The organism is Paraburkholderia sp. A1RI_3L (assembly GCF_048957895.1).
Taxonomy (GTDB): domain Bacteria; phylum Pseudomonadota; class Gammaproteobacteria; order Burkholderiales; family Burkholderiaceae; genus Paraburkholderia; species Paraburkholderia kururiensis.
The window spans coordinates 1-493 of sequence record NZ_JARCHA010000075.1; the positions used below are offsets into that span (position 1 = coordinate 1).

General features: G+C 69.8%; 1 pseudogene. It reads right to left on the reverse strand.

The features are described from left to right. Positions 1–493: pseudogene (locus PXJ20_RS32955) on the reverse strand (hypothetical protein); the annotation flags it as partial.

Sequence of the window (493 nt, forward strand, 5' to 3'; positions counted from 1 at the left end):
GGCCGCCACGTTCGTGATCTGCCGCTCGGCACCCGGCGCGCCCACGCTCACCACGCTCGACGGGCTCGTGCCCGCGTAGCTGTAGGTCGTGCCGCCTACCGTGCCGGTGGACGTCGGGTTGGCTGCGGCCGTGACCGAACCGTTGCCCAGTGCCACCGCGCCGGCATTCGCCGCCGTCGCGCCCGAGCCGATCGCTACCGCATTGGCGCCGGCCGCGTTCGCGTTGTTGCCCACCGCCACGCCGGCCGCTCCCGCTGCCGTTGCACCCGTGCCGGCGGCCAGCGCGTTCACGCCCGTCGCGCCGTCGTTGTTGTAGTTGGCCTGCTGCGTGCCGTTGTCGTTCACGCTGTAGTAGTGCGTCTTGCTCGCCGAGATCGCCGTGGAGAGCGAAGTGGTTGCCGTCGAACTCGATGTCGAGAGCGACGTCACCGAGCTGTTCGTGGTCGAAAGGCCGGTGGAGAGCGAGCTTGCCGTGGTCGAGGTCGAAGTAGAA